This window comes from Mesorhizobium sp. L103C119B0 (assembly GCF_000502235.1).
Taxonomy (GTDB): Bacteria; Pseudomonadota; Alphaproteobacteria; order Rhizobiales; family Rhizobiaceae; genus Mesorhizobium.
In genome coordinates, this window is record NZ_AYXE01000013.1 from 110,507 (window position 1) to 136,228 (window position 25,722).

Annotated in this window: 37 protein-coding genes and 1 tRNA gene; 27 read left to right on the top strand and 11 right to left on the bottom strand. The window is 60.9% G+C overall.

The features are described 5' to 3' along the window. Positions 1–110: 110 nt before the first annotated feature. From yidC to rpmH, 3 genes are read right to left on the bottom strand one after another with little or no spacing between them, the layout of a single operon-like run. Positions 111–1,925 carry a membrane protein insertase YidC gene (yidC, locus tag X728_RS145675; protein WP_023736959.1) on the bottom strand — a complete coding sequence of 605 codons (1,815 nt, stop codon included), beginning with the start codon at positions 1,923–1,925 and terminating at the stop codon, positions 111–113. Positions 1,926–1,939: 14 nt separating this feature from the next. Then, entirely contained in the window at positions 1,940–2,293 is a 354-nt protein-coding gene (gene rnpA / locus X728_RS145670; RefSeq protein WP_023736958.1) for a ribonuclease P protein component, read from the bottom strand. A 16-nt stretch (positions 2,294–2,309) separates the two neighbouring features. Beyond that, positions 2,310–2,444, bottom strand: coding sequence for a 50S ribosomal protein L34 (gene rpmH / locus X728_RS0135590; RefSeq protein ID WP_008833937.1), 135 nt, complete (start codon positions 2,442–2,444; stop codon positions 2,310–2,312). A 344-nt stretch (positions 2,445–2,788) separates the two neighbouring features. Between rpmH and X728_RS145665 the strand changes: the two genes are divergently transcribed. The 17 genes from X728_RS145665 to X728_RS145600 all read left to right on the top strand — a co-directional run bounded on the left by X728_RS145665 (position 2,789) and on the right by X728_RS145600 (position 12,531). Further along, the gene (locus X728_RS145665) at positions 2,789–4,321 is read left to right on the top strand and encodes a HAMP domain-containing sensor histidine kinase (protein WP_023832256.1); all 1,533 of its coding nucleotides are present in this window, start codon (positions 2,789–2,791) and stop codon (positions 4,319–4,321) included. A gap of 195 nt (positions 4,322–4,516) precedes the next feature. Then, positions 4,517–4,593, top strand: a tRNA-Arg gene (locus X728_RS145660). A 23-nt stretch (positions 4,594–4,616) separates the two neighbouring features. Then, a complete protein-coding gene (locus tag X728_RS145655) occupies positions 4,617–5,429 on the top strand; it encodes a hypothetical protein (RefSeq protein ID WP_023832257.1) in 813 nt (270 codons plus the stop codon). Between the two features lie 91 nt (positions 5,430–5,520). Continuing rightward, complete coding sequence (locus tag X728_RS145650) at positions 5,521–5,718, top strand: AlpA family phage regulatory protein (RefSeq protein WP_031195700.1); 198 nt, start codon at positions 5,521–5,523, stop codon at positions 5,716–5,718. Beyond that, positions 5,715–5,936 (top strand): hypothetical protein, encoded by a 222-nt coding sequence (locus tag X728_RS1000000170430; protein ID WP_155924002.1) that lies wholly within the window; start codon positions 5,715–5,717, stop codon positions 5,934–5,936. Before X728_RS145650 ends, X728_RS1000000170430 begins: the two co-directional genes overlap by 4 nt. Next, a complete protein-coding gene (locus tag X728_RS145645; protein WP_023832259.1) occupies positions 5,933–6,127 on the top strand; it encodes a hypothetical protein in 195 nt (64 codons plus the stop codon). Before X728_RS1000000170430 ends, X728_RS145645 begins: the two co-directional genes overlap by 4 nt. Then, the gene (locus tag X728_RS145640) at positions 6,124–6,732 is read left to right on the top strand and encodes a DUF3102 domain-containing protein (RefSeq protein WP_023832260.1); all 609 of its coding nucleotides are present in this window, start codon (positions 6,124–6,126) and stop codon (positions 6,730–6,732) included. The genes X728_RS145645 and X728_RS145640 overlap by 4 nt, the downstream gene beginning before the upstream one ends. Beyond that, a complete protein-coding gene (locus X728_RS145635; RefSeq protein WP_023832261.1) occupies positions 6,729–7,238 on the top strand; it encodes a hypothetical protein in 510 nt (169 codons plus the stop codon). Before X728_RS145640 ends, X728_RS145635 begins: the two co-directional genes overlap by 4 nt. Next, positions 7,235–7,390 carry a hypothetical protein gene (locus X728_RS1000000170435; RefSeq protein WP_155924003.1) on the top strand — a complete coding sequence of 52 codons (156 nt, stop codon included), beginning with the start codon at positions 7,235–7,237 and terminating at the stop codon, positions 7,388–7,390. Before X728_RS145635 ends, X728_RS1000000170435 begins: the two co-directional genes overlap by 4 nt. Continuing rightward, positions 7,380–7,691 (top strand): DUF6074 family protein, encoded by a 312-nt coding sequence (locus tag X728_RS145630; protein WP_023832262.1) that lies wholly within the window; start codon positions 7,380–7,382, stop codon positions 7,689–7,691. Before X728_RS1000000170435 ends, X728_RS145630 begins: the two co-directional genes overlap by 11 nt. Beyond that, the gene (locus tag X728_RS0135595) at positions 7,688–7,987 is read left to right on the top strand and encodes a hypothetical protein (protein ID WP_023832263.1); all 300 of its coding nucleotides are present in this window, start codon (positions 7,688–7,690) and stop codon (positions 7,985–7,987) included. Before X728_RS145630 ends, X728_RS0135595 begins: the two co-directional genes overlap by 4 nt. 124 nt (positions 7,988–8,111) lie before the next feature. Continuing rightward, on the top strand, positions 8,112–8,357 hold the full coding sequence (locus X728_RS145625; RefSeq protein WP_031195702.1) for a hypothetical protein: 246 nt from the start codon (positions 8,112–8,114) through the stop codon (positions 8,355–8,357). Positions 8,358–8,432: 75 nt separating this feature from the next. Beyond that, on the top strand, positions 8,433–8,954 hold the full coding sequence (locus X728_RS145620) for a hypothetical protein (RefSeq protein WP_023832265.1): 522 nt from the start codon (positions 8,433–8,435) through the stop codon (positions 8,952–8,954). 186 nt (positions 8,955–9,140) lie between these two features. Then, positions 9,141–9,758: an ATP-dependent Clp protease proteolytic subunit gene (locus X728_RS145615; protein ID WP_023832266.1), complete on the top strand. Its 618-nt coding sequence runs from the start codon at positions 9,141–9,143 to the stop codon at positions 9,756–9,758. Between the two features lie 211 nt (positions 9,759–9,969). Next, positions 9,970–10,602: a hypothetical protein gene (locus X728_RS145610; RefSeq protein ID WP_023832267.1), complete on the top strand. Its 633-nt coding sequence runs from the start codon at positions 9,970–9,972 to the stop codon at positions 10,600–10,602. Continuing rightward, complete coding sequence (locus X728_RS145605) at positions 10,603–11,601, top strand: hypothetical protein (protein ID WP_023832268.1); 999 nt, start codon at positions 10,603–10,605, stop codon at positions 11,599–11,601. 3 nt (positions 11,602–11,604) lie between these two features. Continuing rightward, on the top strand, positions 11,605–12,531 hold the full coding sequence (locus tag X728_RS145600; RefSeq protein WP_155924004.1) for a hypothetical protein: 927 nt from the start codon (positions 11,605–11,607) through the stop codon (positions 12,529–12,531). A gap of 90 nt (positions 12,532–12,621) precedes the next feature. Here X728_RS145600 and X728_RS145595 read toward each other — a convergent pair whose 3' ends face one another. The 3 genes from X728_RS145595 to X728_RS145585 are packed head-to-tail and all read right to left on the bottom strand — an operon-like array spanning position 12,622 to position 13,801. After that, the gene (locus X728_RS145595) at positions 12,622–12,900 is read right to left on the bottom strand and encodes a hypothetical protein (RefSeq protein ID WP_245266176.1); all 279 of its coding nucleotides are present in this window, start codon (positions 12,898–12,900) and stop codon (positions 12,622–12,624) included. Positions 12,901–12,908: 8 nt separating this feature from the next. Then, positions 12,909–13,301 carry a hypothetical protein gene (locus tag X728_RS145590; RefSeq protein ID WP_050589938.1) on the bottom strand — a complete coding sequence of 131 codons (393 nt, stop codon included), beginning with the start codon at positions 13,299–13,301 and terminating at the stop codon, positions 12,909–12,911. Beyond that, complete coding sequence (locus tag X728_RS145585) at positions 13,301–13,801, bottom strand: hypothetical protein (RefSeq protein WP_023832272.1); 501 nt, start codon at positions 13,799–13,801, stop codon at positions 13,301–13,303. Before X728_RS145585 ends, X728_RS145590 begins: the two co-directional genes overlap by 1 nt. 233 nt (positions 13,802–14,034) lie before the next feature. On the opposite strand from X728_RS145585, the gene X728_RS1000000170440 reads away from it, so the two are divergent. From X728_RS1000000170440 to X728_RS145570, 3 genes are all read left to right on the top strand, one after another. Further along, on the top strand, positions 14,035–14,463 hold the full coding sequence (locus X728_RS1000000170440; RefSeq protein WP_155924005.1) for a hypothetical protein: 429 nt from the start codon (positions 14,035–14,037) through the stop codon (positions 14,461–14,463). After that, on the top strand, positions 14,460–14,909 hold the full coding sequence (locus X728_RS145575; protein ID WP_023832274.1) for a hypothetical protein: 450 nt from the start codon (positions 14,460–14,462) through the stop codon (positions 14,907–14,909). Before X728_RS1000000170440 ends, X728_RS145575 begins: the two co-directional genes overlap by 4 nt. A 228-nt stretch (positions 14,910–15,137) precedes the next feature. Further along, a complete protein-coding gene (locus X728_RS145570) occupies positions 15,138–15,428 on the top strand; it encodes a hypothetical protein (protein WP_023832275.1) in 291 nt (96 codons plus the stop codon). Between the two features lie 161 nt (positions 15,429–15,589). Here the strand turns inward: X728_RS145570 and X728_RS145565 are convergent, their stop codons facing one another. From X728_RS145565 to X728_RS145555, 4 genes are all read right to left on the bottom strand, one after another. Then, the gene (locus tag X728_RS145565; RefSeq protein WP_155924006.1) at positions 15,590–16,015 is read right to left on the bottom strand and encodes a hypothetical protein; all 426 of its coding nucleotides are present in this window, start codon (positions 16,013–16,015) and stop codon (positions 15,590–15,592) included. A gap of 331 nt (positions 16,016–16,346) precedes the next feature. After that, positions 16,347–16,667 carry a hypothetical protein gene (locus tag X728_RS0135605; protein ID WP_031195705.1) on the bottom strand — a complete coding sequence of 107 codons (321 nt, stop codon included), beginning with the start codon at positions 16,665–16,667 and terminating at the stop codon, positions 16,347–16,349. A 185-nt stretch (positions 16,668–16,852) separates the two neighbouring features. Beyond that, positions 16,853–17,635 carry a hypothetical protein gene (locus tag X728_RS145560; protein ID WP_023832278.1) on the bottom strand — a complete coding sequence of 261 codons (783 nt, stop codon included), beginning with the start codon at positions 17,633–17,635 and terminating at the stop codon, positions 16,853–16,855. Further along, the gene (locus X728_RS145555) at positions 17,632–17,865 is read right to left on the bottom strand and encodes a helix-turn-helix transcriptional regulator (RefSeq protein ID WP_023832279.1); all 234 of its coding nucleotides are present in this window, start codon (positions 17,863–17,865) and stop codon (positions 17,632–17,634) included. The genes X728_RS145560 and X728_RS145555 overlap by 4 nt, the downstream gene beginning before the upstream one ends. Before the next feature lie 67 nt (positions 17,866–17,932). Here X728_RS145555 and X728_RS1000000170445 point away from each other — a divergent pair, with 67 nt between their 5' ends. The 3 genes from X728_RS1000000170445 to X728_RS145545 are packed head-to-tail and all read left to right on the top strand — an operon-like array spanning position 17,933 to position 18,866. Beyond that, positions 17,933–18,340 carry a hypothetical protein gene (locus tag X728_RS1000000170445; protein WP_155924007.1) on the top strand — a complete coding sequence of 136 codons (408 nt, stop codon included), beginning with the start codon at positions 17,933–17,935 and terminating at the stop codon, positions 18,338–18,340. Then, entirely contained in the window at positions 18,337–18,669 is a 333-nt protein-coding gene (locus tag X728_RS145550) for a hypothetical protein (RefSeq protein WP_023832281.1), read from the top strand. Before X728_RS1000000170445 ends, X728_RS145550 begins: the two co-directional genes overlap by 4 nt. Next, positions 18,666–18,866 carry a hypothetical protein gene (locus X728_RS145545; RefSeq protein ID WP_023832282.1) on the top strand — a complete coding sequence of 67 codons (201 nt, stop codon included), beginning with the start codon at positions 18,666–18,668 and terminating at the stop codon, positions 18,864–18,866. Before X728_RS145550 ends, X728_RS145545 begins: the two co-directional genes overlap by 4 nt. Before the next feature lie 31 nt (positions 18,867–18,897). Here the strand turns inward: X728_RS145545 and X728_RS145540 are convergent, their stop codons facing one another. After that, a complete protein-coding gene (locus X728_RS145540) occupies positions 18,898–20,208 on the bottom strand; it encodes a site-specific integrase (protein WP_023832283.1) in 1,311 nt (436 codons plus the stop codon). A gap of 309 nt (positions 20,209–20,517) precedes the next feature. On the opposite strand from X728_RS145540, the gene X728_RS1000000167905 reads away from it, so the two are divergent. From X728_RS1000000167905 to X728_RS145530, 4 genes are all read left to right on the top strand, one after another. Continuing rightward, positions 20,518–22,227 carry a site-specific integrase gene (locus tag X728_RS1000000167905; protein WP_023832284.1) on the top strand — a complete coding sequence of 570 codons (1,710 nt, stop codon included), beginning with the start codon at positions 20,518–20,520 and terminating at the stop codon, positions 22,225–22,227. A gap of 22 nt (positions 22,228–22,249) precedes the next feature. Beyond that, positions 22,250–22,966, top strand: a complete 717-nt coding sequence (locus X728_RS145535) for a Mov34/MPN/PAD-1 family protein (RefSeq protein WP_081732447.1) — start codon at positions 22,250–22,252, stop codon at positions 22,964–22,966. Next, positions 22,963–24,141, top strand: a complete 1,179-nt coding sequence (locus X728_RS08740) for a patatin-like phospholipase family protein (protein WP_050589939.1) — start codon at positions 22,963–22,965, stop codon at positions 24,139–24,141. The genes X728_RS145535 and X728_RS08740 overlap by 4 nt, the downstream gene beginning before the upstream one ends. Positions 24,142–24,781: 640 nt before the next feature. After that, on the top strand, positions 24,782–25,642 hold the full coding sequence (locus tag X728_RS145530; RefSeq protein ID WP_023832287.1) for a hypothetical protein: 861 nt from the start codon (positions 24,782–24,784) through the stop codon (positions 25,640–25,642). Positions 25,643–25,722: the final 80 nt, after the last annotated feature.

Below are 25,722 nucleotides of genomic sequence, written 5' to 3' on the forward strand. Positions count from 1 at the left end.
GCAGCAGCCACGCCGGTTGCACGCCGCAAGTTTCGCGCCTCACGGGAACGTGATGAGCGCCTCGTCCACAAAAAACACCGGACGAGCCGGGGCTTTGATTGCCACGCCGTTTATTCAGCCGGCGAGGGTTTCTTTCGGAACAATGCCGTCAGATTGTCCCACAATTCGATCTTGGCGCCCTGGCGCTTCATGATCACGCCCTGCTGCAGGATCGACAGCGTGTTGTTCCAGGCCCAGTAGATGACGAGACCGGCCGGGAAGCTGCCCATCATGAAGGTGAAGATCACCGGCATCCAGGTGAAGATCTGCGCCTGCGTCGGATCCGGCGGCGTCGGGTTCATGCGCATCTGCAGGAACATGGTGATGCCCATGACCACCGCCCAGGCGCCCATATGCGGCAGGAATGCCGGCGGCGCGAAGGGCAGCAGGCCGAACAGGTTGAAGACCGAGGTCGGATCGGGCGCGGCCAGATCCTGGACCCAGCCGAAGAACGGCGCGTGCCGCATCTCGATGGTGATGTAGAGCACCTTGTAGAGCGAGAAGAACACCGGGATCTGCAGCGCCACCGGCCAGCAGCCGGCGAGCGGATTGATCTTCTCGGTCTTGTACAGCTCCATCATCGCCTGTTGCTGCTTCATCTTGTCGTCCGCGTATTTCTCGCGGATCTCGAGCATCTTGGGCTGCACCTTCTTCATGTTCGCCATCGACGCATAGGATTTGTTGGCGAGCGGGAAGAAGAGGGTTTTGACGACGACGGTGGTGGCAAGGATGGCCAGACCGAAATTGCCGAAGAATTTGTACAGCGTGTCGATCAGGTAGAACATCGGCTTGGTGATCCAGATGAACCATCCCCAATCGATCAGCCGGTCGAACAGCCTGATCTGGCGGTCCTGGGCGTAGGCGTTGATCTTGTTGACTTCCTTGGCGCCGGCGAAGATCTCGGTCTCGACCGTCGCCGACTGCCCGGCGGCAATGGTGATCGGGTCGGTGAGGAAGTCCGACTGGTAGCGCGGGCGGCCATTGTCGTAATAGGCATAGTGCGGCTGGAACGGCTGCTTCTCGGTCGGCACCAGGGTAACCGCCCAATATTTGTCGGTGATGCCAAGCCAGCCATCGGTCGATTTGCTCGGCGTATAGAGCTTGTTCTTCTCGATGTCGGCGTATTTGTGCTCCTGCAGGCCTTCCGTGCCGGTGACGCCGATCAGGCCTTCATGCAGCACATAGGAACTGGCAATGGCTGGCTTGTCGAAACGAATGACGCGGCCGTAATTGGACAGCGTGACGGGGGCCGAGCCTGAATTCTGCACCGCATCGGAAACGGTGAACATGTAGTCGCCGTCGACGGAGATCGTGCGCTTGAAGGTCAGGCCCTTGTCGTTGGTGAAGGTCAGCGTCACCGGCGTCGCCGGCGTCAGCGTCGCAGTGCCGTCGACGCTCCAGACCGTTTCCGGGCCCGGCACCGTGCCGGTCGTGTCGCTGCCGACAAAGCCGATCTCGGCATAATAGCCGGTGGGCAGCGCCTGCGGATTGAGCAGCTGGATCTGCGGCGATGTCTTGTCGACCGTCTCGGTGTAGTGCTTGAGCTTTAGGTCGTCGAGGCGGGCGCCGGTGAGGTTGATCGAGCCCGACAGGCTCGGCGTGTCGATGTTGACGCGGGCCGTCTTGGCCACTTCCTGCGCGCGGCCTTCCGGCGTCGTGACATAGGTGCCGGGCGCGTTTGGAATGGCGCCGGGCGCTGCGGGCGCCGGCGTGCCGCCGGGGTTGGCGGCCTCGGCCGCCTTCTTCTGCTCCGCCGCCCGCTGCTCTTCGATGCGGGCCGCCTCGCGCTGCTGTTCGCTGCGCGGCAGCACATAGAAATATTGCCACAGCCCGAGGATCAGCACCGACAAGACGATGGTGATGTAGAAGTTCCGGTTGTTTTCCATCGAAAGCCCTTGGCCTATCGTGTTCCGCTGAGACGGCGGGAGAGTTCGGCCTTCAACTGGCCGAACGGAATGGTAAGCACGTCTTCACGCCCGACGATGACATAGTCATTGCCGGGCGCCATGTCACTTGCGGCATGGGTGCGCACGGCTTCTTTCAGCCGCCGCCTGACGCGGTTGCGCACAACCGCATTGCCGACCTTCTTGGTGACGGTGAAGCCGACGCGCGGCGGCAGGCCGTCTTTGCGGTCGAGAACTTCAACGAGAAAAAGCCGCCCGCGCCGCTTTTCACCGCGGCGGACGGCCAGGAATTCCGCACGTTTCAGAAGCCGCTTGGGGTTTGGTCCCACTGGCTTGCCGGTTGCGGGCAACGATCTCGTCTTCCGTTCAGGCGCTGAGCCGCTTGCGGCCGCGGTTGCGGCGAGCTGCGACGACGCCGCGACCACCCTTGGTGGCCATGCGAGCACGGAAACCGTGCCGGCGTTTGCGGACGAGTTTGGACGGTTGGTAGGTACGCTTCATTTGTTTTAATACCGCGGGGTGCGGCCCTTCTTGATTCTGTCACTGTGTAACAGGAGCTTTGCCGGGCCGGCATTGGCGCGATCGAAACCGCGCCGGGACGAATGGCCCGAGCGTGAGCGGCTTATAGAAAGAAGGGTTTTGGGAGTCAATCCAGCGCGAACGCCAGTTCGTCGCAGCGCGAACTGCCAGTTCGTCATGGCGCGACACCCCGTTCGTCGCAGCGCGAAAACCCAGTTCGAGGCGATCTTTATTGCTGGTACCATCGTCCAACGAAGGATGAAATTGGCAAAAAAGCCGCAATCGCCTAATCTCAACCGATCAAGCGTTTGTGAAGACAGGCCTTAATGAGCGAAGTTGCATCAGCGGATGAAGGGAGCGGCCCGGCGACAGCCGATGCCAGCCCGGCGACCGTTCGCCCGGTTGCGAGCCGTTCGGTGCCCAATCGTTCAGTGCCCTTGGCGCGCGGCCTGTCGACCAAGCTGCTCTTGCTCACCATTGTCTTCGTGCTCCTGGCCGAAGTCCTCATTTTCCTGCCCTGGATCGCCAGCTACCGCCTGGCCTGGCTGAAGGAGCGGCTAAGCACCGCTGCCGCGGTGTCGATCGTGCTGGTGCAGGGCGAGCCCAATTCGCTCTCCCGCGCCGCCCAGAACGACGTGCTGATGGCAATCGGCGCCAAGGCGATCGCGGTGCGCGACGGCGGCGTATCGCGCCTGCTGGTGGTGGCCGAGATGCCGCCGCAGGTCGACGAGCATATCGACATCGCCAATGTCGGCATGATCAAGGGCATGACCGGGGCGCTGGATACGCTGTTCTTCGGCGGCAAGCGCATGCTGCGGGTGTTCGGCCCGGTCGGCGACAGCGACAAGGAATTCGAGCTGATCATGCCCGACTATTGCCTGCGCAACGCCATGCTGCGCTATTCGCGCAACGTCGCCTTCGTCTCGCTGCTGATCTCGCTGTTCACCGCAATGCTGGTCTATGCCGCGATCGACCTGATCATGATCGGCCCGATCCGCACCATGACGCGCTCGATGCTGTCCTTTTCCGAGGCGCCCGACGATCCAGGGCGCATCATCCACCCGGCCGCCCGTGCCGACGAGATCGGCGTTGCCGAGCGCGAACTGTCGCAGATGCAGGAACGGCTGCAAAAGATGCTGTCGGAGCAGAAGCATCTTGCCGATCTTGGCCTCGCCGTCTCCAAGATCAACCATGATATGCGCAACATCCTGGCCTCGGCGCAACTGATGTCGGACCGCCTGCGCCTGGTCAAGGACCCGACGGTGCAGGCCTTCGCGCCAAAGCTGTTGCGCGCGCTCGACCGCGCCGTCTCCTATTCCGAAGGCGTGCTCCACTATGGCCGCACGCAGGAGCCGGCGCCCTCACGCCGCCGCTTGCGGCTGCGCCAGCTGGTCGACGACGTCCACGGCCTGCTCGACATCGAGGACGGCATCGAATTCGTCAATGCCGTCGAGCTCGCCTTCGAGGTCGATGCCGATTCCGACCAGCTGTTTCGCGTGCTCACCAATCTCTGTCGCAACGCGGTCCAGGCGATGGCGGCCGACGCCGAGAGCGCGCTGGTGCGCCGGCTCGCCGTATCGGCCGAGCGCATAGGCAGCGTAAGCCGCATCATTGTCACCGACACCGGTCCCGGCCTGCCGGCGAAGGCTCGAGAAAACCTGTTCGCGGCGTTTCGCGGCTCGGCCCGCAGCGGCGGCACCGGCCTTGGCCTGGCCATCGCGCACGAACTGATCCGCGCCCATGGCGGCACGGTGGAGCTGGTCGAATCGATCGGCGGACGCACCACCTTCGCCGTCACCATCCCCGACCAGCCGGTCCGCCTCGACCAGGCCCGCAGCGGCCTGCGCCGCCCGGCCTGAGCTGTATTTGATATTCAGCCGAAGTCGGACTTAGCTGAATCTCAGCACACCTTGATCGGCACCGTCGAAAGCAGCTGCGAGAAAACTTTTGCCGGATTGGCTTGCTTTTCGGAAATTCAGTCGCTAGGGAACACGTCTTGTCGCGGCCGGTCGTCAGGATCGGTTAGCGGGGCTATGTAAAGCATGGCCTATTGCGCGCCCGTAGCTCAGCTGGATAGAGCACCAGACTACGAATCTGGGGGTCAGGAGTTCGAATCTCTTCGGGCGCGCCATTGTTTCCAAGGGGTTGAGGCGAGTGGCCAAGCGCAGCCTAAACCTCGGGGGCACACTGGGGGCACTTTATCCAAGCGGGGCGCTCGCCGCGGATTTGGCCGTCCAGTTCACGTTTGATGCCGATGCCCTGGCACAGATTAATGAGCTAGCACCGCCTACTCAAGAGTGGCTGGCGCTCCAACGCGACTGCACTTTTGACGAAAACTACGGCCCCGAGCAGGCTTTCACCATGGTCGCTCGTCGTTTTCTTAGACGCAAGGTTGAGCGCATCAGCCGAGCCGAGCAGAGCGATTACCTACGGGCTCTCGATGCTAATTTGACTACACTGATGCATCTGCTGGTTGCTTATCCGCAGTTCAATCACACGGCCGCTGACCCACTCAAGTTCCTCGAAGAACTGGCGCGACGCCAAGGCAAGCCGGCTAGGCGCCGCGATCAGATATTGTCCGACCTAGCCGCACCGCTGATGGAGCTTCGAGCATTTGCGAAGGTCCACCTACATTCTCTTGGAAACGAGCCCAAGGAACAGCCGGAGGCGATCAGACGCCGAAAGGAGTTTCCACGGCTGGTGCTGATTGCCGATATTATAGCCACCTATCAACGCGTCACCGGGCAAGAACCGATGGCGACGGCGTCTGACGATGGGCACTTGCACCCAGCCGTGAAGCTGGTGACGGTGCTTGGCCCGCCAGTTCTTAAAGCGGCAAGGGTTGTCAAAACTCAAATCAACCCGCAGACCGCGAGAATTGAAATCGCCACCGTAAAAAGACTCTGGGCCGAGGGCAGACGGCCCGAGCAGGCGGGCGTCCTATCAAGCTGGGCGGAGCTAGGATAAACTTTTTATCCGATTTCGCGCAGAACAAATTCCTATTATCCGTGACGCCTCCGCCCTCTAATGCGCACCATCGCATAGGAGGCGAAGCAGCATGTCGATCCGTATCCTTCCGATTGAGCAGGTGCTTGACCGCACCGGGCTTTCGCGTCGGACACTCTATTCAGAGATTTCAGAAGGACGCTTTCCCAGACCCGTCCAGTTGACCGCGCGGCGCGTCGGTTGGCCTGAGGCAGACGTCGAGGCGTTCCTCACCAGTAAGATCGCCGCGCGCGACGGGATGGCCGCATGAACGCCACCGTCACCCACCTGCCGTCGGCGGCAACGAGTTATTACACCGTGCGCAAGTCCGGGCGGTATTGGGCCGTGGAACTCGTCACGCCGGCGCATGGTCGCCCGCTGCGCACTAAGCTCCGGTCATATGGTGATCCGGCGGCCGCCAATGCTGATGCCGTAGAAACGGCGGAGCGGATGAAGCGCCCCTTCAAGAGTGGAGGTCGCAGAGCATGAATGTCGACCTCAGCCCGCCCGAGCACGAACACAGCGCGATCGTCGACCATGCCATCGAATGGTATGCGGCGAACTATCAGACCATCGAGCGGCCGATCGTGCCGGCGCTTCGGCAGCGCTTCGGCTTAACGAGCCACCAAGCAGTCGTCTGCATTCGTGAGGTGACCTTGCGCAGAGCACGGGCCGCATGAGCAACCGTCTCCCTGTCCTGGCAGAGAATATCAAGCGCGCGCATTCTGGATTGCTCGAGGCCGCGAAGACGGCGGCCGACCGTGCCATCGAGGCCGGCCAAGCGCTGATCGAGGCAAAAGAACTCGTCAAGCATGGCGAGTGGTTGCCGTGGCTGAAAGACTATTGCGGCCTTCCGGAACGCACTGCGCAGCTTTATATGGCGATCGCAAAGTCCGGCCTGAAACCCGCAACCGTTGCGGATTTGGGATTGCAGGCCGCGGCGAAGGTCAGCTGGTCGATCTACGATCCCGACTATAATCCCTATGCCCATTGTGACGAGGCCGGCAAGCGCGACTGGGCGCTATTTATCCTGTTTCTCGTACACGTCTGGCGCTGGAAACTGGATGCCGCGAGCAGCCATGTCGAATGGTTGCTTCAACGCCAGTTCAAGGATCCGGAAGAATGGCTTGGCAGCGTGGGCGCTATGTGGCGCCAGCAGCAGGGCATGCGTGAGCCATCGGCAAGCTACCTTTCGACATGGGCTGCCTTCCAGGACGAGCACACGGGCCGACCCTTCGACGACATAGAGAACGCTCTCGTGGCCATCAAGGACGCTGCAGCATGAGCCCTCCCAAGCCCGGCAAGATCGCCGCGCAGTTCATGGCTCACAAGCGGGAGATGCGTCTCTCGCCAGCCTGGAAGGCGCTACGCGGCAACGACAAGCTTGTCCTCGAACGGATCGAGGAAGAGTTCATGGCCCACGCTGGCACGACCGACACTCTTCCGGTCACCTTTTCCGATTTTGAAGATTGGGGTGTTCGACGCGCCGCAGTCGCCGAATGCATCGCCCGTGTTGAAGCCCTCGGCTTTGTCCAGTGCATCGAGCGCGGCCGCGCCTCCAGAGCCGAGCATCGCTTCCCGACTAAATATCGCCTGACCTATGCCCACGGTCCAAAGGTGAGAGTTACCGACGAGTGGGCAAAGATAGCTGACGAGGAAGACGCACAGAGGCGCATTGATGTGGCGATTGCTGACCTTGAAGCCCGGTCGTCGGCACTTAGCACAAAGCTGAAAAAGAGCGCGGAACAGCGGGCAGAACAGCGGGCCTTGCAGGGGAGAAAAGCGGCATGACCGGATTTTTTGCCAGTGCGGTTTTCGCAACCAAAGCCAGTGCGGAAAACGCTACCAATCGAGCCAAAAGCCAGTGCGGAAAACGCTACTACTGTGCTGGTAGCGGAAACGTCACTACTGTCTATATCTCGGGAGTCCGCAATGAAGCGTGATGGCGACGGCCTGCCCTTGTTCGACTGGCAGCAACCTGTCGTGACGGTGATCGTCTTCCCAATGGTCAAGCGGGTGGGTCGCATCCGTGATGTTGCGGCCAAGATGCTGGACAAGCCGACCGACCGGGCGGCCACGTTTTACAGAGACCAGGTGACTGATCATCTGCTGCGGTCTTTTGCGCGTGTCGGCATTTCCGAAGAGAAGCAGGATGAGCAGATAGGCGCCTTCTGGTCGGCCGTCGACGCCGAGATGACGCGCTTGACCTATCGTGGCAGCCGGCCAGGCGGGAACGCTGCATGACCGCCATCTGCATCGACTGTGGAACCGACACCACGCCATGCAGCGGCAGCCGCGGCTGCCGTCATGCTGGTCGGTGGCAATGGTACATGGTCACGCGCTCAGTGTGGCGCGCCGCTGGGATGCCGAAGGATCGGGTGCTCGGATATGACGAGACCGATGGCAACTTCCTCTGCATCCCCTGCCTTGAGACCCGTATCGGCAGAGACCTCCAGCCGGCTGATTTCCCCGATCTGCCGGTGAATGAGCCTAGTCCGTGGAACACGCCGTTGCTTGCCGCGCGCAAGGTCGGCCGCTGACGTGCCGGCCGGGGGGAGGTCGAACGCTACTGCCCGTGGACCCTGGACCGCTTCGGGGTTTCGGACAGAATTAGTTTCGGAAAGGGCGACCGACAACAGCGAATGGGCTGAAATCGAGCGTCTGTTGCAGGAGTTGCGCGCGCGCGGCGCCATCGTTGGCCCACTGACGATGTCGGGCGCGACCCGCCAGACCACATGGCGAGCGCGTCAGCGGCGAAAGGAGATCGTGGTGCCCGTGGCCATAAACCTCGACGTTGTCGCCTGGCTGATTGAGACAGGCCGCATCGACGCTGTAGGCAGCCGTGATGCCGTCCTGGTCGGTGAGGCCTTGCGCACTTTGGTGATCGAGCGTGTCGCAGCAAAGAAATAGTAACGCGTTACGGCCGGAAGCGCATAGGCCGCTGTATTCTCTTGGTGATCACCGCCGACCAGGAGAGCCACCCCAATGCTCGCAAGAGTTCTTCCGACAAATGAGACGCCCGAGGCCAAGGTCGACCGACTTTGCGAAAGCCTGGTGCTGCCTCCGAAACCCAACCTTCTGAAGCTAGCCGAGTCAGGCGTCGAACAGGTCCGCACAAAGCGTGCTGAGCTGAAAGCCGACATCCATGCCGCTGTCCTTTCGGGCGGTTCGGAGAATAAGGGCCTGGTCCAGAAACTGACGGCCGAACTCGAGGCGTTGGAGCTCGGCGCCGGCCGCAAGGCCTTCGAGGAGCGCACCCGCCGGCGTGAGGAGTTCAGCAAGAGCGCCATGGCCAAGCTTGGTTCGGCCGTTGCCCAGTATCGCCAGGAGATGAACCGGCTGATCGATGAGATGGAGGCGTTGAACTCTGCAGCCGTCGAACTGATGGCGACCTCAAACGCGAATGGTATCGAGCCACTTTCCGGAGTCAGAGCATCACTGCCGGTGGCCAACCAAATCCGCCATCTGCGTCAGACGATCAGCAACAACGGATCGATGTACCTCTGATGACCGCCACACAAATCGTCGACGGAGAGGCGGCTCGCTTGGTCGCGCGCCAATCCGACGACCGATCGCGCATTTCGCGCGCGCGTCTGGGGCGGCGGCTCGTGCTGATGCCGCTGCCCCATTCAACCCAAATTCAGCGGGGCTGAGCTAATGCCCCATCGCCCCAACATTGCAGCTGCAAAGCGCATGATGGCCAAGATGCAGGCGGGTGCGCCCATCGCCGTCAAACGTGGTGACACGCTCTGGATGGATCTCGATGGGCCCATAGGTGAGATCGATCGACGGACCGGCAAAGGCATCTTTGCTGATGATGTTGAGGCCGCACTGAAAGCAAATGCCACCGTGAAATTCATCCAGGTGCAGATCGACAGCCCCGGCGGTCACGCCGGCCAGGCAGTCCGAATCCATCAAGCGCTGCGAAGGCATCCGGCCCATGTGACTGTCACGGCAGGCGAGGCTTGCGCGTCGGGTGCGAGCCTCATCCTGGCTGCCGGAGATTTGCGGATGTGTTACCGGCACACCAAGCTGCTTTTGCACGCGGTCTCGAACGATGCGCCCGCCAATGCGAAGCGTCGCTGGACAGCGGCCGAGCATGTATCTCTCGCGGAGCACTTGCGGGCGTTCGACAAAAAGATGGTCGACTTCTACACGGCCGCCGCCGGCGAAGGCAGCCGCGGCCATTTCGAGCGAGAGATCAAAAACGAGTCGCCGTTGCCCATCGGCGTTGCGATTTCATGGGGCTTGGTCGATTGCCTTGCCGGCGAAGAGCCTCGGCACGCCTACAGCGTCCAGAGGCGCACATGACGACCGGCAGGCGGGGGTGGGCAAAGAGCTACAGCGGGTCATCCACCGGGACCGCATGGCTCCAAATTCTGCACGTTTGCAGATTGATGTTCCCGGATGGCCAATCTGCAAGCCTCAGGGGGGGGGTAGGTCGATCTCTACCCAGCGACCGGGGGCCACACCGCTCCGGGGTCATGCACACATTTCGCGGTTTCTCAGGGGAAAATTCTAGATGACCCTTCCGACACCACCGTCTGACCTCAACCGGACCGAGCGCAAAGTCTACCGCACCTTGGCGCAACGCCTTGTGGATCGCGGGGTTGACCCCATTGCGCGGGCGACATTGCTGGCCGAAGCAGTTCGACTTGAGGCGCGTTTGCACGGGCTCCGAGAGGCCGAAAAACAGACCGAAAACAGCGCCAGAATGGCTGCGGCTCGGGCCGTTAACACAGCCACAACCGAATTGCGCCGGATCACAGTCGAACTCTTCCGCGGTGCCGCCAAGGTCGATGCAGTCGTCCCAATCGAGGTTGCGGCCGCGGCAAGCGCGAATGACGCTGACGACGCCTGGCGCCGGCATATGCATTGGGGCGACAAGACTTTCACGCACGACCAACTGGAGGCCAGATTCGGCCGGCCGTCCTGGTCAGCGATGCTCTACCGGACCGAAGCCGAATGTGTCGGCGTCAACCGGCTGCTCGACAAATATCGCCCGCGTTGCATCCCCGGCACTGACCTGGATGAGCTTTACCGCGAGATCGGCCTCCCGGCGCCGGGTCCACGCCGCATTACGCCGCCCACCGGATCCACTTCAACCAACCAAACCCTCGCCGGGCTCACCGGCACCTTTGTAGGAGATATCTAGATGGCTGTTCTCGGCGCTTGGACTTCAATGGCGGATATGTACACGGTGGGCAGTATGGCCGCATCGACCACGGCGGCCCGCCTTGCCGCCTATGCGAAAGAGGGGGTGAACATCACCAACACCAACTCTTTCGGACGCATCAACTTTGCGGCGGCGCAGTCGGATTTCTGGCTCCAGTTTCATGTATGGGGGGACCATCTGGGCATCGCAGCAGGTGCCTCCGACACGAACCAATTGTTTGCGCTGAAAGACACCGAAGTTGGCACAGTGTTGTTTCAACTAGACTACGACACCGCCGCCTCCGACGTTGCCATTGAGTACTGGAACGGCAGCGCCTTTGTCGAGGTCGGCGTCATCGCGTCTCCATTTCTGGACAGCACCCTCTACAAGATCGACGTTCACTGCAAGATGGACAACACGGTGGGTGTGTTCAACATCTATATAAACGACGCATTGATATGGACGTACACCGGAGACACTATCTTCACGGCGGCGACATCGATTGGCACGCTCGAACTCAGGACGCCCTGGATATCGACCCAAAACACGGTCTTCTCGGGCATCATCCTCGCCGATGAGGATACCCGCGCCATGGTGTTCCATCAGGGGCAAGCCACGGCGAACGGCGCGAACACCGCATGGACGGGCGTCTATACCGATGTCACGAAACTCGACAGGAGCGACAGCACGTTCATCTCATCGGGGAGCGCGAGCGATGTCGAGACGTATGTCATGGACGACGTGAACGCAGCTCTGGCCGCCTACACGCCGCGCGCCGTCGTGATCGCTACGCGGGTACGGCGCGGCGGGACGGGGCCGCAGAACATAAAAGGTGTCGTCAGACAGTCCGGCGTGGATTTCCCGACCGCGAACATGCCTGCCCCAACGGGGGCCTACGACGCACGACAGGCGGTGATGGCCGTCAACCCGGCAACGTCGGCCGACTGGTCCGTAGCGGAAATCAATGCCGCTGAATTCGGCGTCAAGTCGGCTGCATAAGATATGACCATACCCGTCATCCTAAACGTAGGTGTTTCAAGCGCGGCGGAAGTTGCATCTGGGAACCTCGTCCTCGTCACGACAGGCGTGACCCCAGCAGTGGATGACCTCGTTATAGCCTGCATAGCGTATCGCGACAGTGTTGCTTTTACACTCCCTGCCGGTTGGAACGCTATTAATCAACAATCAAGTGGCAACACGACCGCCGTGACTGCATCTGCCATCGCCTCTGGGTTGATGGCATGGATTAAATGGACGTCACCCGCGCCCAGCCTCACGTTTACAAGAACTGGTGGCGACGTTGCTCGTGGCGTGCTTGCCGTCTTCCGGGGGCAGAAGGCCACCAGCCCGCTCGATGTGTCCAGCGGCGCAACGCTGGCGGCGAACTCGGTCACGGCTGCAACGGCCACCGTGACCACGACCGAGGATGAGGAACTCATCGTCGCCATGGTGGCCGGTGCCGCAGCGGGGGGCAGCGTCAATTTTCGGGCAGTGACGGACCCGACTGTGGGGTCAGGCGTCACAGATCAGGACCCAGGCATCGAGGGCGTATGGACGGAACTGCATGATTCAGTGACGCTCACCGGAGGTGATACAGCCATCGCTGTCGGCTACGCCACCAAAGCCACTGCGGGAGCCACCGGGGAACTGCGTGCAACGCAGGCCGCATCATCAAGGCATGTGATGATCGCGGCTGCCTTCAAGACCACGCTGTCGGATCGGTCGTCGGTCGATGTCTCGAAACTCGCGCACTACGATGTGATGCTGGCGGGCAGTGATACTGCCGAAACGATCACAAAGCTGTCGCGATACGACGTTCTGATGGCCGCGGGGACGGTCTCGGTCACGAAGTTTTCGCGCTACGATATTCTCGTGCCGCCGACGTCGTCGTTCAAGAAGCGCCGCAGCCAGAATGTCATTTTGTTCTGACGGTTCGCTACGTGGCAACTGACGTGATGGATTTGGAGCGAGCCATAGACGCCCAGTCTGCGGCGTTCCTGAGATCGTGAGGAACAAGCGTCAGCGCCGGGCGCGTCTCCATCCGGCAGCCTGCGCCTCATACTCGGAGCAGAACCACCTTTCCCCGTACTCAGGCCGGATGATGGTTGCCGAATAGAACTTGTCGCCCGGCATGTGGTAAATGAGGGCGCCGGTGTTGATGCTGACATTGCCCTTGATGTTGCAGGCGGGATTGAGGGCGTTCGGCAGCGTCATAGCCGGCAGACCCTCGCTCGCGACATATGTGCCGGCACCGGCGCCAACGAACGCCATGACCGGCACAAACAGATTTCGCGCCAAACTTCCCATCAGGGCACAGGCTCTTCGCCGCCAGCCTTCTCGCTTGACGATCGGCCGCCACATCGCGAGCCATCGGCAGCAGTGTCATCCGGGAAGTCACAGGGATTGTTGTTCGCGCCACCCGCCGGCGAGCTGTTACCGCGTCCGATCGCAGCGCCTGTATAGCGTTCCATGGCTCCTTGAACGCGTCGCCCGCTGCCCTCGATCCTAGTGTTGTGTGCATCCGGGGGGAAAGAATCGACCGCCTGGAGCGCCTGATTTGCCAGCATCGCGTCGCCGACGCCGAGGGTGACGGAATCGCGGTGGCCCATGTAGTCCGCGCAGCCTGCCAAAGTGCAGGCGCCGGCCAGCAGCACAAATGAAAGCAACCGCATTCGTGTCACCAGCCCGACCATCACCATCAGATGGGCGCCGGAGTCATTCCAGCGGCTCTGAGCTGGTAACCGAGCTTTGCTCGAGTTGCGCAGGAGGCCTTGTTGCCCGCGATGCATCCTTTGTTGGCGTCCGACCAGTTCAGCATGGCTGTGTTTATCCAACTGCCGGGCGCGCGTGCTACGCCGTAGGGGGTCGGCGGCGCCCCGGCAGCAACGGCCGCCACTGCTGCGGCTCCCTGGCCGCGCGGCGCACGCTTCCAACCGCTCAGAATGAGACAGTTCTTCATGTATTGGTCTTCGGCAGCTAAGTTGCCAAGAGCATTGCCAATACCTGCTCCAGCCACAAAGGCAGGCGATCCGATGGCCAGATAACCTTGATCTGCAGAACTTTTCCGCATTTCGCATTGAGCATGGGCGACGTCGAAACTAGGCCCGTAGCCTATTTGCATGTAGTCGGCTTGATTGCTTGTTTGGCAGCCGCAAAGCACTGCCACGGCACCAAGTGCCATGAATACCTTTGTTTTCATCCCCCAGCCCTCCCAAGGCCCTAAATCAGCATCTCCCAAAGTGATTATTTCCGCAAGGGATAGCCGTTGTTGTTGTGAGTTGCCGTCGGTCCCGGGCCTGAAAAGCGAATGTTTGAAGCCACACCAGATATACCCGGATATTATTTCCGTATCTCGGTGGGCGAGAGTGTCGGCCTTGCTTATAAGCCGCGACTTATGCAATATCCGCCACGTTCTCCCAAGCGAGGCGCGGCATGCTGGCACGGACAGATCGTCATCCCTGCGATATCCACGCCATTGCCCGCACATGCGGCGTCACCCTGCACGACAGCGCCGATAATCGCTCGACCGGCCGTAAGCCTGGTCACTGCTACTGCAAACCCGCGGTCCGCGACATAGGGCGCCGGTACGGGGAATCGCATCTCGCCCTGGTGCTGAAGCTCATCAACTCGACAGGCAACGGGCTCGAGCTTCATGCCGCCACGCTGCAGGCGGTTTCGTATCTGGTTCGGATCGAGGTCATGCCGATCGGCTCGGGCTTGTTCGAGGCCTTGGATCGGATCGACCTTGGCCACGTACGGCGAATGGCCAGGGCGATGCCAGGCAGCACGGCAAACAACATGGTGGCGATGCTGTACCCGATGCTTGCCGGAACGTCGCTGTTCGAGAAGGTGGCAGCATGACCGAGATCGAGATCGAGGGCGTAGGCACCTATCGGTTGCCGAACCAGTGGCAAGGCCAGCGGCTGAAGCGCCTTCGTGGGGATGATCGCCATACCGCTGTGCTGGCGATCGGTTGCGGGATGACCGTCAGGCAGTTCAACAAGCTCCCTGCCGACAAGCAGCAACAGGTGCACCGCGCCTACTTGACGCTTATGTCGCCGAGCAATGTCACGCCGCTGCATGATCCGGCGCCGGCCGCAACACGCGCCATCCCCCGCGGGCATCTGTCCGACGGTCAGAAGCTCGCCATCGGCCGCTGGCTGCTCCACCACAAGGCCTCACTGCCTCACGGTCATTTCGGGCCATGGCTCGACAAGCAGGATGGGCTTTCCCGGCACATGGCTTCGCAGTGCATGGCGCTGGCCACAGGCGGGCGTCAGGACGCGCGACACGCCGCGGCGGCGTAGGACAGCGGTCAAGGAAAACGCGCGACGGCGGGCTTCCCTGCGACGGCTTCTACTTGATAGTCGGGGACGGCGGTTTCACTGTCCAAGCGCCGCGACACGCCGGCACAAGCGCCAGAACACGGGGGGCCGAATAGGTGCAGCTTGATATCCACAAGCGGCCCTTGCCGGCGCCGCTGAAAAGAGGAAATATAATCCTCCTGTTGCGGCGACCCCTTAACGGAGATCGCCATGCCCCAAAAGACCCTCGCCGACACCCTTGCCGCCCGTGAAACGCTCTACGTCAACTGCGGGCATCCCATGTGCTGCAAATCGACGAAGCTCGACGTCCAGGCGCTGATTGACAAGCTCGGCCCGGATCATGGTTCGATGCATTGGGATCTGGTCGGTGTCTTCGGCTGCTCCAGATGCAAGGCGGCCAGCCGCGACCGTCGGCCGGTGTTCTTCACATTCATTCCTGACTACGCTGGCGACCAGGAGCGCCGGAACCGAGACTGGAAGCCGACGTTCGATCGCAGGTAGCGATTGACGGAACATTAGATGTCGCTAAATGTTGATGCGTGCGGTAGGTGGTGCCCTCCATCGCCTGCCGAAGATCGGGCCTCCGATCGGCCCGCGCTCTCCCCACAGAGGCGCGGGCCTCAATTTGAGGGCCATGGGTGTCGCTTCACGCCGAACGGCCATCAGGCGGCGTCGTGTGCAGCCCACGCCCTTTGAACGTCTGAAAGCGCATCGATGTATTGGTCGAGCCCGTCGTCATCGGCCAGAAACCCGACGTCATCTGGAACGCGAACCGCTGTGAGCGTCATGTCATAACCGGGCAAGGTGAATGGCACGCGCTCATTGAAAAAGGTTCCCGGAACGTCAGCATCAAACCTCCGCGTCTGGAAGGTCTCGCCAGGCGACGTGCCCCAAATCCCGAACGAGCCGGTCGGAAACGTCACCTCGAGCGACACGCGAAGATTGCCGTCCCCTTGCTCGGAAATCGTTCCACGGTATCGGGCGCCCGACGTGTCGTTGCCGCAGATTGTGCCATTTTCAATTTTCAGTAGCAGGATAGATGCGCCGCTTTCAGCCGTCGCTGCGATCGAATAGATGCCATCGTTCAAGATCATTCACTCCGATGTTGGTTGTCTTCCGGTATCGCGCAAGCTTTGCCCTGCGCAAGGCAGGCAAACGTCAGCATTTTTCAGGGATTACCGCATGCGTCGAGATCCAACTGCTCGGCCGGCGTCGGCCGATATGATCGTCCCTTAGTGTAAATGCGGTTGATGACATCGACGCACGTCTCGCCCGTTATTGGACGCTGATGCCGTGGCCCTCCCGTCAACCAGACCACCACAAATATCGCTCCGAAAAACGCGCAGGCAGCGAAAAGGACCTGTCCGAGCTTTTTCAAAGGTCACCTTTGATCATGTTCGCAACCTTTGCCGCTCCCCCTCAATTACCGAGGCGTTCGTAGGCCTCATGCTGATTTTTGTAGCAAAATTCCACCATAGTCCAATCCGACCCGGTAGCTGTTTTCCAGTCACCTAAGCACTTTATCAGCATCCCCTTTTCTTCGTCGTTCTGGTTGCTTGCATGGATTTGCACAAGGTGATTGTACGATTGAACTTGGTTGTTGATGCAAAATTCTTGCATCGAATAATCGCCAGGCCAGTCTGCCGTGCAGGCGGCCTTGATGCCGACCATAGTATCGGCATCAGCAGACGCGATAGATGTTGTTGCAATGACGGCGACAACGGCAGCAAAAACTCGCATGACCCCCTCCCTCTAATCCCCGAGGGCAGCATCGGGCCAGTTGAGCGTAAACGCAAGCGGGCTCCCAGAAGGGGCAACAACCGCCTGTCTTTCGGAGAGAGGCTGTCAGGGCTTCTCGTCGACGAGGCTTTCGTAGTCGCGCCCGATCAAGAGCAGCACGAACCCACCCGTAAATGACCTGACGCCTAGTGGTCAACTTCGCTTCTCTCCCAATCACGCGCTGCGAGAAGAGCGGGATTCCAAAAAGCCTTGGAGATACGCGAACGCTCTGTTTCCCAGTCGCGGAGGTCGAGATTGTTGCCTTTGATCGCAAGCTTCGCATGGCCAACGATATCGCGTGCGGCATCGACCAGCAGAAAAAGGTGATCATATTTTGGAATGTTCTTCTCGGATTGCGTCAAGAGAAGGTGGGCTAGCCATTCATTTCGAAAGGCTGACAATTTTGTGAGCGCGCGGTCACCCTCGAGCGAGCGCCGAAGCTCCCGATATCGTAGAATCGCCGCTTCGGCGCTCTGCTTCGCCACCCTCGCGTTTGATTGATCTGCACTGCTGCGAAATGGCATCCACGACCCGGCCGCGGACACCAGCCGCTTGATGCATCGTTTCTGGCCGAGGAGCCGCAACATCAGAGGAATAGACGCAACATCGCTCCGGTTGGCCTTCTTCGCCGGCGATTCTCCTGGTCGAGGACGAGGATCTTCGAACATCTTCGCAAGTACGATCGCCATATAGAGCTGCGTCGCGAGCTTGACCGTGTCGTAACACTCGGCCCCATAAAATGGGTGCCCGTGCAGTTCCGCTTTGACGATGTCGTTGGCGGTTTCAAGCGACGTTTCCAGTTGAATTGCGGTTCGCAGCTCACGCTCAATCAGATCGACCATCGCGCCCAGGCGCTTGATCGCCGTTTCGGTTGGGAGCGGGGTTGCTCGCTTCTTATTCTTCTTCTGCTGGGCGCGCGTCTTGCTCATGGATTTCGCTTGGCAAGCCTCACCCCGGCGCCGCCGCCATTCTCGGGGATGAACTCGACACCGGCCGATTCGAAAGCCGCTTGAACCGCAGCCATTGAATGGCCAAGCGCGGTAGCCTCAGTCTCGATCCTGGTCACAGTGTTCCTGTGCACGCCGGACTTCTCAGCAAGGTCTCGGACTGTCCAATTCAGCAGCCCCCGAGCCGCCCGAACTTGTGCGCTTGTCACCATGGAATGTTCCTGTATAGTGCATCTGTCACCATAAAGGTGCACATAGCACAATATCGGGAGAATACCAATGCCGAACACCCATGTTCCGGCAGCCGGCGAAGCTATGCCCGCTGCCAACCCTACCATCATCGGGCGGTTTTCCCGCCGCGCCATCCTTGGCGCAATCGCATCTGTGCCGGCCATAGGAAGCGCTACAGCAGCGTTTGCCATTGCGGCATCGCCGAGTATGTTTCCAACCTTTGGAGATGCGCCCGCCGCGCCTGCGACGCCTGACGAACGGATCGCCGCCGCTATCGAGGAGATCAAGGCGGCCTTCTGGGAAAAGTGGCCCAACGCACCGCTGCGGATCATGGATACCGACAACGTCAAGGACGGGATGATCCTCGTCCTGTCTCATGTCGGGCCCGACAAACCCGGTGAGGTTCGTCATCAACGGAACGGCTTGGCAAGGTCAGCGGAAGGCAGTGTGTCATGACCGGTGACGCCAAGCTGTTGCGCCGCGTCGCCGAATTCAGAGACGCGGACGATCGGCGACGACAAGCTACCGCGAGGACAGCGGAACTCGAGGAGGCGCTCGACGGTCTCGCAGCCCGCGTTCGCAAGGCGGAAAAGATGGAGGCCAAGAAGGCCGCGGCGGTGGCCCGCGCGTTCGATCGTGTCATGAAGACCCAAGCGAAAAGCCTCGAGGGCCTGCGCGCGAAGGTGAAGGTACGGCGCCTCTGGAACACCGATGAGGAGGCCAGCGAGCTGCAGATCCTCAAAAGCCTTGTCGACGACATCAAGGCCATGGGAGGTGCATCATGAACGCCCACACAAAGGCCGCACTCGACCCGCTCTCAGCAGCGACAGAGCCAAGCAACGATATGATCGTCATGCCGTTCCACCACGCTTACCGCAACGACTTCGGCATGATCCCTGTCCGCTCTGACCAACGCTTCATGCTCGTCTCGTCGACCAGCTACGACCCTGAGCACTATCCGCCGGGCTCTTGCATTCAATAGGAGCCGCCGGTGGGGAATTTGGCCCGCTGCCTCACGGTGGCGGGCTTTTTCCTGCGCGATTTTCGGCCCGTTTCATCCCGCTGACGATCTCCTCAAGGAGCAACGCCCATGCCTCGAGCGCGCGGCGTTTCTCAGGCAGATAGTCGTTGTGATCGTAGTGCTTGCCGGTGACTGCCGCCGCGCCGCCCGTATCGCCGGCATGGGCTATGATCTGCGAGACGATGAAACGGGGAAAGCCGATTCGCTCGCTGGTGAGCAGCGTGGCGCCAGTGCGCCGCAAATCGTGAGGGGTGGCCGCGCCCATCTTCACCGCCTCGACAAGGCGCTTCATGGCGCGCGAGAACGCCCGCCTGTCCAAGGGCTGGTCGTCTTCCGATCGAGGCGACGGAAACACATAGTCGCTGCCATTGCCCTCGACCGCGGCCTGAGCCTCGTCGAGCAGCGCGAGGGCGGCGGTGCTGAGCGGCACCATATGCGGTTTCTTCCCCTTCATGCGCTCGGCTGGAATGAGCCAGGTTTTGGCGGCACGGTCTACCTCCGCCCAGCGCATCCCGACCACTTCGCCGCCGCGCTGCAGGGTCACAGCGGCCATTCTAAGCGCGATACCCATCAACACCGACATGGCGAGGCCTTCGACGTCCTGCGGCCGCTGGCAAGCCCGCCAGAAGGCTTTCAGGTCATCGTCCTTGATCACCGTCGTTCCGACCGACGGCATGGCCACAGCGATGTCGTGCGCCGGGTTGTAGTCGATGACGCCTTCCCGCACTGCGAAGCTCATCAATTGCCTGATGATGTTGCGGCAATGCCGACCATTCGACTTCGCGGCCTTGGCTTGCTTCGCGACAAAGTCCCGGATCTCGATCCTGGTAATGTTCGCCACAGCGCTGTCGCCGAACTTGGGCTTGACCAGCTTTTCGAATATCCGCTTCTCCTCGGCGATCGTGGTTGCGCGCTTCGGCGCCGCCTTTGGGCCGCCCTTATGCGTCCCATCTGCCGCGGCTAGGAAATAGGCATCGGCCAGCCCAGACAGCTTGTGGAGATGCTTACGGCGCTCCTCTGCCTTGGTGGCCTTCTCCACGGCCACGACGTCGACCTTGGCCGCTACCGCCCCCTTGGCCTTCCGCGCCTCTTCCCGTGCCCTGGCGAGGCCGACAGAGGGGAATGCGCCAAGGTTCTTCCGACGGTGCTCGCCGGCCGCATTGCGGTAGCGAACGGACCACGAGCGAACCCCCTTTTCAGTCACCCGGAAAATCAGCCCGGCCTCGACGTCGTCGCGCAGTTCCAGCCGCTTGCCAGCCGCGGGCATTGCGTTCTTGACGAGGTCGTTTGTCAGTTTCGCCATCGGGGGCAATTTCTCCGGGGGCACATCGGGGGCACAAAACAGTTGCGCTTTAGCGCGTTCTCTCGCACATTGCCGCACGCAAAGCAAATCAGAGAACGCCCAAAATGCAAGGGTTTTGGAGAGTTACGGAATGTCCTCGCACAAACCCGCACGAAAGCTGTCCCAGACTACGAATCTGGGGGTCAGGAGTTCGAATCTCTTCGGGCGCGCCACTCTTCAAGCAAGTGCTTGAAATCGCTTAAGGCGTTGATTTTACTGCTATCTGATCCGCATGCGTGCTACTTTCGCGTGCTACATTCGGGGTGTAAAATGGCGCGCATGAAGTACCTCCAACTTCGCGCGAACCGATTCGAATTCCGGTTCGCTCTGCCTGACGACATAGCCGGCCGGCCGTTCCCGATGCCTTGGCCGGAAGAAATCGAATGGTGCGTGAACCGCAGGTCTGGCCGGTTTAAGAACGAGCTGGTCAAATCGTTGCGAACCAACGATCAGCGAACAGCCGAACGAGCCGCCCTTCCTTTGATCGAAGAAGCTCACCGTCTCGTCGATCTTGCCAGGAAATCAATTACCGACGGGCCGCCAGCAGAGATCGCGCCAGCCACGATCGATGCGCTCGCGGCTGCTCACACCGCGAGGCTGATGAGAAACGACGAGGCATTGCGCAGGAAGGGTCTTGGACTCGACCTCGACACCGGTGCCTTTTCGCCAGATGGAGCCGGGATGACTGACGGTGACATTGCGGCGTATCGGGCAATCGTATCCTCGCTCGACAAGTTGTCGCGTGATGAAGTTGCAAAAATGCGCGGCAGTGAAGCGATCCACGGGATCATCAACAAGTCGGTCGAGGACGCCGGGATAGTCCTCCACCCGGATGATCCCGCCTGGCGGCAGCTTGAGCTAGCGTTCATCAAGGCCCAGAGGAAGGCCGTGCAAGCTATTACCGCAAGGCTAAACGGAGAGGAGATCGCATCCCCTGACCTCCCCACGACGAAAGCTCAGCCACTAACGACCGCTCTAGCGAACTGGTCACAGTCGAACAGTCGGTCGGCTCGGAAGCCACGTCAGGAGTCGATCAACGAAGCGACGCGGGCCGTGCAGAGGTTCGTCGAGCTGCATGGTGACCTCGACGTCGGCAAGATCACCAAAACGCACACTCGTGAATTTCGCGACGCGCTCGCTCGCGTGCCGAAGCGACTGCCACACAAGCTGGCGAAGATGCGGTTGCCCGAATTGCTGAAGAATGATCTCAGCGCCTACGAGCCAAGGGACGCTCAGACCATCAACAAGAGCTTGAATCTTCTCGCCGGCGTTCTGACCAAGGCGGAGAAGGACGGACACTTCGATGCCGCCTCGGGGTGGTCCAATCCGTTCTATGTAACCTTCGATGTATCAACGATGGAAAAGGGCCATTACGAGCCATTCAGCGTCGGTGAGTTGAACAAGCTATTTGCTTCACCGGTCTTCGTCGAAGGGAAGCGTCAACTCGGCGGCAAAGGCGAAGCCGCTTTTTGGTTCCCGGTCATTGCACTTTACGCTGGCGCGCGGCGATCTGAGATTGCGCAGCTCAGGCTCGGTGACATTCGGACCGGTGGCGCCGGCATTGCTTTCATCGACTTCAATGACGACGGCGATGATCAGAACCTGAAGACTACGAGCTCGGCTCGGTCAGTGCCGATCCATCGCGACCTCATCGCCGCTGGTTTACTCGACTATGTCGCTGCACGAGCGAAGAAGGCAAAGGCTGACGATCCGCTTTGGGCAGAGTTTACTTCGCCGATCGGGCCGAAAGCCAAATTGTGGTCGAAATGGTTTGGTCGCTACTTAGGTGAACACGCGGTCGACAGCCCATCGAAAACATTTCATTCGTTTCGTCACACCTTCAAACGTGCGTGCCGCGAGGCTGGCCTCACCGAGGAAGTTCATCACGCTTTCACGGCGGCTGTCAACTTTCTTCAATCCGGCGGGTACCGCCGTTGTCCTCCTTGCGGAAGGCATCGGCCGCGCGGTCACCCTGCGTGACCTTGAAGGCCAGTACCACCGTATGATTCAGATGGAACCGGGGCTCGCCGATCACTTGCAAATCCGCGCTGCGGGTATGCGGTACAGCGGTTCATGCCGCGCAGTGACCAATCGCATTTCGGCGTCACAGGCGGCTCTGCTCAGCGCGATCGCGACGCGCGGCATCACCGGTGCGCTCAAGGACGAGCACGCCTCCGTGCGTGTCTGGAGCGTCAGCGAAAATGGTGAAGTGCGGCTGCACGAAGCTGCAGCCGCACCTGTGACCCGGATTCTGCTGGGCGGCTGGACAGTGACTTACGATCAGCACGTTCAGCAGGAGCTCGTCGAACTGCGGGCGCGCAATCTTCCCCATGAAACAGGCGGCGTCCTCCTTGGAATTTCGGACGCCAGCCGCCGTTCTATCCATATTGCGCGCGCTCTCCCGCAGCCGGCAGACAGCGAGGGGAGCGTCGCGCGCTTCGAGCGCGGGGTTGCAGGCCTGCAGGCAGCGGTGTCTGTCGCTGCAGAAGCCTCATTGCATCAGGTCCGCTACGTCGGCGAATGGCATTCTCATCCTGTTGGTTCGACGACACGGCCGAGCACGATCGACTTGCAACAATTGTGCTGGCTGACCGACGAACTCGAAAGCGAAGGGCTGCCGGCGCTAATGGCCATCGCCGGGGACGACGGCGCAGTCACACTCATGCTCGGGGGTCGGCAGCTTTCGTCGCCGCCCCAGGCGCAGGAGAGCGCCGCATGAAACCGCACACGTTGTCTGCTGATATTCAAAGCCTGTTCGCGGCCAATGCCCACACGAAGGATTTCGTGCAGGCGCGCAAACTCGAAGACACGGTCGGACTGTGCCTTTCAGGGGGCGGCTACCGCGCGATGATTTACCATGTCGGCGCTCTTATCAGGTTGAATGAGCTGGGCTTCCTGCCGCGTCTCGGAGAGATTGCCAGCGTATCCGGCGGCTCGATCACGGCTGGCGTACTGGCGCTGGCATGGCCACAGCTCAAGTTTGACGGCGGCGCGACGGCAACAAATCTCGGCGATCTGGTTGCCCGGCCTCTGTTGAAATTCGCCGGGATCGGCATCGATGTAAGGGCAATTCTAACCGGACTTGTCCCGGGGCTTACGGCCGCAGACAGCATCGTCGCGGCCTACGACCGGCACCTGTTTCACGGTGCGGGATTGCAGGACATCACGGACTTCCCGCGCTTAACCTTTATGGCCACCAATTTGCAGACCGGCAGCGGGTGGCGGTTCGGCAAAGCCTACGCGGCTGATTTCCGGGTGGGCATGATAGACCGCCCGGCTTTGTCGCTGGCGAGGGTTGTGGCCGCATCGTCCGCCTTTCCGCCCTTTCTCTCTCCTGTCCGCATAAGCTTCGAGGATCAGGTCGTCCGGCAAACGGAAGGCGCAGATCTTCACCGTCCGCCTTTCACCGAAATGGCGGTTCTCGCCGATGGCGGCATCTACGACAATCTCAGCCTGGAACGGGTATGGAAGCGCTGCCGCACGATCCTTGTCAGCAACGCCGGTCGCACGCTTCCTGAAGTCGGACGGCCGACAGGCCGGTGGATAGGCCAGATGTTCCGCACCCTCAGCCTGATCCAGCAGCAGGCCGAAAATTCGCGGCGGCGCATATTGTTCGGGATGGCCAATCATGGGCAACGGAACGTTGCTTACTGGAGCATCGACGCTGCGACCAACTCGTACGGGCTTCTCGATGCGCTCTCCATTCCCGCGGAAAAATCAACCGCGGCGGCGTCAATGAGAACCCGGCTCAACGTGTTCAAGGCACACGAGCTGCGTACCCTGCTTGAAATCGGCTATGCGGGGGCCGATGCGTCCTTGCGGGCAAGGGGTCTTGCCGCGAATATACCGGCAGTCAGTTTTGACGCCATTTCGGAAATCTGTGGGGCGGGTTGATCGATCAGCGGCGCTACGACTACCGCTCCCTCTCGAAATTATCGTCCCGTGGTTTACCCGCGAGTGCTGTCTACCCTCCTTGCGCTTCGCCCGCGCGCTCATCACGCTGGGGCAGCCGACCGACAGCTGGGCAGGCCATGGCAGGTCTCGACCGCCCCGCCGGTCAGCCTGCGCGACTTCGCTCGTCGCGCCGCCGATGAGGCAGGGCACCCGTTCCCCGCATCCGCCACACGCTGCGCCTGATGTTGCGGTTGGTGGGGCTGGCGTCGCCACCAGGCGTAAACTCCGGTCAGCGGGGCCTTGCAAGGCGGCCAAGCCCTCCCCATATCCGGGGGTAAGAACGGCTTGAGCCGTCGAGCTCCGAGACGGCGTTTCGCTCGCCGGACCAGTGGATAACGATCCCGCCGCCTACGCGGTATTTTGCTCATCAACTCGCCCTAACGGAGCGCGTGTGGATGGGTACATGCCATCGCATCTGCTCTTCAAAAACGGAGCAGCCGATGACTCAACCTAAACCCTACGCAAAATCTAGTGACGCAGACGCAGCCCGTGCTGTTCGTCCAGCCTTAAACCCCCGGCGCGGGCTTGGACCCTTGTTCGACCTTGCTGTGCGCGGCGCCAAAGGTCTCGGATCATGCGGATGACGACGCAGAAGACTGGAATCGCAGGTAGGTTGCGCATACCGGCAACCGATCTGCGCGATTTGCGGCCTAATGACTCTAATGGCCACAAGAACGGCTTCGAGACCCGTACAAAGGCGCGATTGGAAGATGCCTACCGCAAACGGCTGTTAGAACGCGTAAGCAAAGACCCGGCGGACCCGCGCAAGACTGGAGCCGCAGAGATCGTTCAGAAGTTGAAACCGCCGGTGCGCGCCGGAGATCTCCCTGACACGTTTGCTTCGATGCGTGCGACCCGTCACTTTCGGCGGGTCTTTTGCGGTAGCTTGATCGATTCGCTGCAAACACAAACTCCGGGGTCCATCTTTCTCTACACTGTGGTGTCAGCCGATTGGGTGGTTCCCGGCCCAGATCTGGCTCAGTTTGATCCGAAGAAACTGCTTGAGTTGTTTCGGGCGCAGCTTAATCGGCGCGGCCTAGCAACACGCTCCGGTTGGCTCGTGGTTTCGGTTCACGGGGACTACGACGAAGATACCGACCTTTTCCAACCTCACCTTCATATTCTGGCGGTCGGTGATGCGCATCTGACGATCGAAGCCGTCCGGGAATGCGCTTCTTATAAGTCAGGAGACGTTGCGAAACCCATTCTCAGGCTCATTCCAGTCAGCCTGGAATGGTCGGTCCCCTACTATGTGATGCAGCCCTTCTGGCCTCGGAAGGCGCGTTCCGAGGACGGCCGTCGCATCCCTGGTCGATTTCGCATCCCACCAGACAGATTGGTCGATTGGCTCTTATGGATCGACCAGCAATCGTTTGCCGATCTGACCTGGATGTACAGATGCAAGGTAGTCGGCGGCAAAATCGTTGCGGGCCAAAAATGAGGGTGTGCAAAAGCGGGATGAGTACGCTTGCGTTCTCGCAGGTTTCCCGGGTTTCCCGGGTTTCCCGCCGAGCCGCCACC